Origin of the sequence: Methanohalophilus sp. DAL1 (assembly GCF_001683555.1) — an archaeon.
GTDB classification, from domain to species: Archaea; Halobacteriota; Methanosarcinia; order Methanosarcinales; family Methanosarcinaceae; genus Methanohalophilus; species Methanohalophilus euhalobius.
The window spans coordinates 41914-48142 of the sequence record NZ_MAFX01000006.1 but is presented as its reverse complement, the minus strand read 5'-3'; the positions used below and the strand labels follow the sequence as shown (position 1 = coordinate 48142).

The following is a 6229-nucleotide window of genomic DNA, read 5'->3' as shown; positions in this document are numbered from 1 at the left end:
GCATCACTTTATGTATGGGGTGAAGGCTCAAAAGGCTGTTTCCAGATAAAAGGTGATGTAGAAATTAAGACTGAAGGTGATGATTACGACGCTGCATATGCCATGGCAAAGGAAAAAGGAGAGAAATATCCTGCCAAAGCCCTGATTGTCATGAAAATTACCGATGTCTTTGAGTGTAAAAGTGGCCCTGAAGCTGGAAAGAAGTTGCTCTGAAATGATGTTAGTCCTTTTTTGGGACTAACTCTGAATTTTTTTCATACCATTCATAGAGCTTGGTTGCCCATTCGATGGCTTCTTTTTCTGTACCCATAAGGTAACTGTTGTCATAACGACAGTTATTCAACATAAGGGATAAAAGGAAATATTGGTCAGAAGCAATAATTAAGGAGGGCTTAACTTCTCCTTTGTAGATCAATATCCGGGAATTGTCTGAATTTTTGAGTATCCGGGTTGCTTCAGGATAATCATTTTTCATTTTTTCAAATATCGGTTCTGTCATTATCAACGATAAGTTTGCTCCTTTTGAGGCCATTTCAGAGGCACACGGAGGCTATGCCGGATGATAGACTGCAATAAAAGCTTTAATCCAGATAGACGCTTTTGTAAGTGGTTTTATTTTTGCGAAAGGATCGAATGCATCAGTAAGTGAAGGTACGATATATTCACTATTATTTAATTCTCCGATACGGTGCAATAATTCTTTTGGAATAGGAGTTAAATCATGTTCATTTAAATAATCGAAATGATGTTCAAGTACATCAAATGTTTTAAAGACCTCCTGGAGCATGTGCACCAGCAATATGCCAATTCTGGTTAATGAATACGTACTATTTTCCTGAACTATGAGGCCATTTTCTTTCAATATTTTTATTTGGGGAAGAATTGAAGGCGAAGTTTCATCAAGAATCTCTTTTATTTCATCAATATCCTTCTTGCCTTCCATAAGCAGGAGAAGAAGGCGCTTACGTTTTTCGGAAAAACATGTAATGTCAATAAGTGAGCGCCTCATATCTATTCTTCCTGCTTTGCTTTTAATTGGTACAAAATCTGTCTACACATCGACTTCTTTTATATATTTTATATATGTCAATTAGATTATATCTATTTATACTTTTGAGTAAGCATCATTTTAGTATCTCTACTGTATCCCTGTCATAGTACAGCTTCTTTTCAAATATTGTTATTGAAGACGGTTTTATGGAAGGCCTGACATCAGTTGTGAGAAAAAGATATCCTATGACATGAGTGTAGTACTCAAGCCCTTTATGATACGGTTTAGTCTCTCGATTTTCCTTCCTGCATAAGGATTACGAACCATTGAAAGACAAGACAGATTCCTGTAAATATCCCGTATATAGAGTACAATTCTTATAAGAATGGAATAAATGACCCTGTAAAATAATTCAAGTATGCTGGCTTTTTTCTCATAAGAGAAAAGTTGTTTCACATTTGGATTTCGGATGTCCATGTCACATCTATCCTCAATTCTCTATATATACAATATAATTAATTTTTATAAATAACTATTGTATTAAATGCAATTGAAGATATAATAATGTGTAGCCAACAAGGAATATTCAGGGGTGAAATATCAATTGAAATAAAAAAGGGCGGGAGATTTACTCATCGGAAGTCTCTCCCTCTTCACCGCCACCGAGAATTTCTTCGATGGTTTTGTCTCCGTATCCAACAATTTTTGTGTTGATCTGGACAATATCCGGAGCTATTTCTCTTCCTCTGAGGAATTTACGGCGACGCATTCCCTTGTCTTTTGGCTTATATCCGACACCCTCGGCTACGAGTAACCTCTGCCTTTTGGGACCGGGTACGTTCTTGCGCATGACAAAACCACTTCTGTCACTTCCGCCGGTAATCTGGATGGTGTAACCGGGAAGACCGACTACTGTTCCTTCTACAGTTTCGCCTATTGCTTTTCCTATGAACTTATTTGCCTCGGCACCACTCACATCGAACTGGTATGCTTTGGCTTTTGGATCTGATACGACAATTTTGAAATCTACCATTATTTACCTCCAACATCAATTAATATTATTACTTGGCCCAGAACGGATTATCCCTGCGTTTGATTTCAAGGAAAGCATCGAGGGTTTCCATCTCATCTGCCGAAAGTGAGTCAAGTATCTCCGTTTCAAGCACCTTTGCATGCTTTTCGGGAATATTTGAATAAAGTACATCACCTTCTTTGATCTGGCGACCTATTGTTGGTCCATCAATCGCCATTGCAACTTCCATCCCTGCACTGGCTTCCTTGATGTTTTCTCCTTCTAATTGGAGTCCTTTGATTGTGCCTACAACTCTGCCACTGTTATCTGTAACACCGATGTTAGTTTTGACCTTTCCGCCTGTGATTCTGACACCAACAACAGCAGGTTTGCTTTGTCTGAACGTGCAGTCTGGAAGAAGCAGGAATCTTGCAGGTTTTACTATGAGCTGGGATATTGTTTGTTCGGATTTCTCCTTCTTTTCTTTGACCCAGTCTTTGTAATCATCAATAAGCCTGTAAATAACATCATTCTGGAATATTTTAAGATCGCCACCCTTTGCTTTTTCTTTTGCATCAGGTAACATCTTTACATTAAAGCCAATAAGAACCGCATTAAAAGGATCTTCGATAGCCGAAACCTCGATAATATCCCTCTGGGATATGTCTCCTACTTCGGCTTTTCTGATGGGTATATCCTCCTTCTGGAGTTCATTAACAAGCGCTTCCAGTGATCCGATTGTATCTGCTTTAAGAGTCACACCTGTGGTGCCCGTACTAATCTGTACCTCGTCAAGTTCCTCTTGAACCTCTTTGACAATCGTATCAAGGTTTTCCGGGTTGGCCGCTCTTACAGTGGCTCCTGACAGGGCACCATCAAGATTTGGCGCAGATATCTTTACACCAATAGCAGCCGTAACTGATTCCACATTCTGGAACTTTTCCTCGGCGGATATTTCTCCCATTGGATTGGGTTTTAGCAAAGCCCTCACTTTGGTCTGAATAGGCTCCCCAAGACTTCCGACTACAATAGTATCCCCTTTTTTGAGGGTTCCATCATAGAGAATAATATCGATAGTAGTTCCCAATCCCTTTTCTTCCTTTACTTCAAGTATTGTTCCTTCACCAGGTCCACTTGCGTTATAATGAAGATTAGATTCGAGGAATTTTTGGGCCAGCCCCAGTAATACCATAAGTAAGTCAGGTATACCTTCGCCGGTAACCGCGCTTATAGGTATTATTCCTATATTTCTCTGGAAATCAGATACACGGTCATAGCGTTCGGAATTAAAACCACTGTTATATAGTTCCCCGACAATTTCATAGAACTTGTTATCAAGATCGGCTCTTACACGTTCACTTTGTTTGTTGTAAGTTTCCAGAAAACTCGCGCTTTCATGTGGTTGCCAACCATGTATCCTGTCGATCTTATTTGCAACAACCACAAAGGGAGTTTTGAACCGCTTGAGTATTTGCAGACTTTCTTTTGTCTGGGGCATGAAGCCCTCATTAATGTCTACAATTACCACTGCCAGATCTGCAAGTGCTCCTCCTCTGCTACGCAGGGATGTGAATGCATGGTGTCCCGGTGTATCTATGAATAAAAGACCGGGTACTATGAAATTGTTCTTCATCCCGGAAGCACCACTATGTTCTATTATGGAATCGATCGTCACTTCCGTTGCACCGATATGCTGGGTGATCGCACCGGCTTCTCCTGCAGCCACAGAACTACCGCGTATCCTGTCTAACAGTGTGGTCTTACCGTGATCCACATGTCCCATAACGCATACAATGGGTGTCCTGAGATTTTCGTTATCGGTAATATGCATCCCTTCCTTAAGAAACAGGGGAGTGAGCAAAAGGGTACTCACTCATAGAGCCATTCTTCGTCTATACGACAATATTCGTTTGTCTCATCATCCTTGAAATGGATGCTGATTTCTCTTTCAGCTGATTCTACTGAATCGGATGCATGTACCACATTTCTACCGGTTTCAAGAGCAAAATCGCCCCTGATTGTACCGGGCATTGCTTCGGATGGATTGGTGGCGCCATTTATTGTCCTCATGGATTTTATTGCATCCTTACCTTCAACAATCATTGAAACTGAAGGAGCGGAAGTCACATAGGATATAAGTGAACCGAAAAATGGTTTTTCACAGTGTTCGCTGTAATGTTCCTTTGCATCATTCTCATCGATAACATTCATGCGCATTGCACTTATCTTGAGACCTCTCCTTTCGATTCTTCCTATGATCTCTCCAATAAGTCCTCTCTGGACACCATCTGGTTTGATCATAACATATGTGCGTTCCATTGATTAATTCCTCATCAGGCTTTTTTCATGTAGGTTCTGCCCGTTTCGGTCCAGATAGTACGCCTTGGAAGTCTACCCATCTTGTAATTGTTCCTGCATTTAGAGGAGCAGAAATTGTAGGTAGAACCGTCCTTCTTTGCAAAAAGGATACCAGTTCCAGGTTCCAGTTTAGTTCCGCAGAAAGAGCATTTCTTGGTTTCCATTGCGCATCACCTTGTTGTAAGTTTCTTTGCCTCTCTGGAAGTCTCCATCAGCATCAGCACATCGCCGATACGAACAGGGCCCATACAGTTACGGGTGATGATCCTGCCCTTGTCCCGGCCATCCAGTACCCTGCACTGGATCTGGCTTGCTTCGCCATGCATGCCGGTATTGCCGATGACATCTATGACCTCCGCGGCATATCCTAAGTTTTCATCTGCCATGGAGAATTACTCCTTTTTTATGGGTAAGTTTATTTGAGGGCACTGACTTTTTCGGCCAGGTCCTCGATGGTCTCTGCGCCCTTACCTGCATCTGTAATTACTACTGCAGCACAGCCAACGCCTATTCCGCAGGCAGCTCCAAGTTCTTTCTGCTGTTTCACGTAGATGTAAGGTGCATTCTTTTCTTCACAAAGGGGGCCAATGTGAGCTACTACTTCTGCAGGTTCAACATCGTCTGCAATGACTGCCAGTTTTGCAATACCTCTTTCTACAGCCTTTGTAGCTTCGTTAGCTCCTTTTTTTACCTTGCCAGTATCTCTGGCAACTTCTACTGCTTCAAGAGCTTTATCTATTAGTTCATCTGGAACATCAAATTTTGCCATAATTTCTATCTCCTTCGAAATCACGGTTTACACCGCGGTTTGTCATTATTCATTGTATAGATGCAAACAATGGTCAATTCTACCATACTGTTTACATTCGTTGGAGTATTTGGTATGAATCGCCACTGGTACATATATAACTTGCGACAACTCGATTGCACTTCTTGAAGATGCCTATCGATTATAAAACTTCTGGTATCGATTTAAAAAAGTAAAAGGAAAATTACTGGATGGGTTCCATAGCCAGTGCATAGAAATTAGATGCATTGGCAGTGATGTCCACCTTGGTAATATTTCCGTAATCTGTAATGTTGTAATTTAGGCCTCTCTGGCTTGTGTTGGATGCCCTTATTGTCAGGTTGGTCATTGTGTTTTCAGTGGGATCGGCATACAGGGCAGTTCTTCTGAAACTGCTGCCATCTTCAATAGCCCATTCAACATAATACTGGTCTGCGAATTCATTTTCCAGATCGACAACTTGCTGTATAGGGGCATCTGTACTTGCGAATTGGAGTATTTCATTGAATTTATGGGCGGATTTTGCATCTCCTTCAATTACATCTATTGTGTCTTCAACACTTTGTTGTTCTCCCAATAGCATGGGAGTTCCTATGACGTTGTAGATACCCTGTCCTCTGGAAAGGGGCTGGTATCCCTTATATGTTTCAGGAGCAGTATAGTACTGGAATGCCACAACCTTTGGGTCGATCTCATGCATTTCTATCCATGAAGAATTATCATATCCTGCTGAATACAGTTTGGTTACATTTGACCCGTAGAAATTATTGTAAACGGATGTATTACCTATAAGATATTGCAGTGGCGTACCGTTCAGGTAGGCGATGTTCATGTATCTGGCTGTAGTAACATTATCTGGAGTTACCTGCAGACCATCCTGAATGGAGTTTAATTTTATCCCTATATGTTCACCCGGCACACTCTCAAAACCAGATACCTGAACATTTTCAGATTGTTCATTGTTGTTGTTGGTTGACCCGCCGCTGAAAAAGAACATGCCGATTGACCCGACCATTATTACTGCAAGGAATATACCTACATATTTTGTATATTTTTTTTCATCTTTTTTTCTAGGACTCAT

Annotated in this window: 9 protein-coding genes and 1 pseudogene; 1 reads left to right on the top strand and 9 read right to left on the bottom strand. The window is 41.0% G+C overall.

Annotated elements, in window-relative coordinates; all coding sequences use genetic code 11:
• Positions 1 to 213 (top strand): annotated as a pseudogene (locus A9957_RS01830) (pyridoxamine 5-phosphate oxidase); the annotation flags it as partial.
• Positions 214 to 220: 7 nt separating this feature from the next.
• On the opposite strand, the gene A9957_RS01825 reads toward A9957_RS01830, so the two are convergent.
• The 9 genes from A9957_RS01825 to A9957_RS01785 form a co-directional block, all read right to left on the bottom strand.
• Positions 221 to 499 carry a transcriptional regulator FilR1 domain-containing protein gene (locus A9957_RS01825; protein WP_165868953.1) on the bottom strand — a complete coding sequence of 93 codons (279 nt, stop codon included), beginning with the start codon at positions 497 to 499 and terminating at the stop codon, positions 221 to 223.
• Positions 500 to 550: 51 nt separating this feature from the next.
• Complete coding sequence (locus tag A9957_RS01820; RefSeq protein WP_164908986.1) at positions 551 to 943, bottom strand: hypothetical protein; 393 nt, start codon at positions 941 to 943, stop codon at positions 551 to 553.
• 676 nt (positions 944 to 1619) lie between these two features.
• The gene (locus A9957_RS01815; protein ID WP_096711510.1) at positions 1620 to 2024 is read right to left on the bottom strand and encodes a 30S ribosomal protein S6e; all 405 of its coding nucleotides are present in this window, start codon (positions 2022 to 2024) and stop codon (positions 1620 to 1622) included.
• Positions 2025 to 2052: 28 nt separating this feature from the next.
• The gene (infB, locus tag A9957_RS01810; RefSeq protein WP_096711623.1) at positions 2053 to 3828 is read right to left on the bottom strand and encodes a translation initiation factor IF-2; all 1776 of its coding nucleotides are present in this window, start codon (positions 3826 to 3828) and stop codon (positions 2053 to 2055) included.
• A gap of 44 nt (positions 3829 to 3872) precedes the next feature.
• Positions 3873 to 4322, bottom strand: coding sequence for a nucleoside-diphosphate kinase (gene ndk / locus A9957_RS01805; protein ID WP_096711511.1), 450 nt, complete (start codon positions 4320 to 4322; stop codon positions 3873 to 3875).
• Positions 4323 to 4336: 14 nt separating this feature from the next.
• On the bottom strand, positions 4337 to 4525 hold the full coding sequence (locus A9957_RS01800; RefSeq protein ID WP_072357968.1) for a 50S ribosomal protein L24e: 189 nt from the start codon (positions 4523 to 4525) through the stop codon (positions 4337 to 4339).
• A gap of 6 nt (positions 4526 to 4531) precedes the next feature.
• Positions 4532 to 4747 (bottom strand): 30S ribosomal protein S28e, encoded by a 216-nt coding sequence (locus tag A9957_RS01795; RefSeq protein ID WP_013037328.1) that lies wholly within the window; start codon positions 4745 to 4747, stop codon positions 4532 to 4534.
• A 29-nt stretch (positions 4748 to 4776) separates the two neighbouring features.
• A complete protein-coding gene (gene rpl7ae, locus A9957_RS01790) occupies positions 4777 to 5139 on the bottom strand; it encodes a 50S ribosomal protein L7Ae (RefSeq protein ID WP_096711624.1) in 363 nt (120 codons plus the stop codon).
• 214 nt (positions 5140 to 5353) lie between these two features.
• Positions 5354 to 6229, bottom strand: coding sequence for a hypothetical protein (locus A9957_RS01785; protein ID WP_105460576.1), 876 nt, complete (start codon positions 6227 to 6229; stop codon positions 5354 to 5356).

Coding starts and splice junctions, on each gene's coding strand:
- A9957_RS01820 (WP_164908986.1), bottom strand. CDS start 943: ATGGAAGGCAAGAAGGATATTGATGAAATAAAAGAGATTCTTGATGAA.
- A9957_RS01825 (WP_165868953.1), bottom strand. CDS start 499: ATGACAGAACCGATATTTGAAAAAATGAAAAATGATTATCCTGAAGCA.
- A9957_RS01795 (WP_013037328.1), bottom strand. CDS start 4,747: ATGGCAGATGAAAACTTAGGATATGCCGCGGAGGTCATAGATGTCATC.
- A9957_RS01815 (WP_096711510.1), bottom strand. CDS start 2,024: ATGGTAGATTTCAAAATTGTCGTATCAGATCCAAAAGCCAAAGCATAC.
- A9957_RS01800 (WP_072357968.1), bottom strand. CDS start 4,525: ATGGAAACCAAGAAATGCTCTTTCTGCGGAACTAAACTGGAACCTGGA.
- ndk (WP_096711511.1), bottom strand. CDS start 4,322: ATGGAACGCACATATGTTATGATCAAACCAGATGGTGTCCAGAGAGGA.
- A9957_RS01785 (WP_105460576.1), bottom strand. CDS start 6,229: ATGAGTCCTAGAAAAAAAGATGAAAAAAAATATACAAAATATGTAGGT.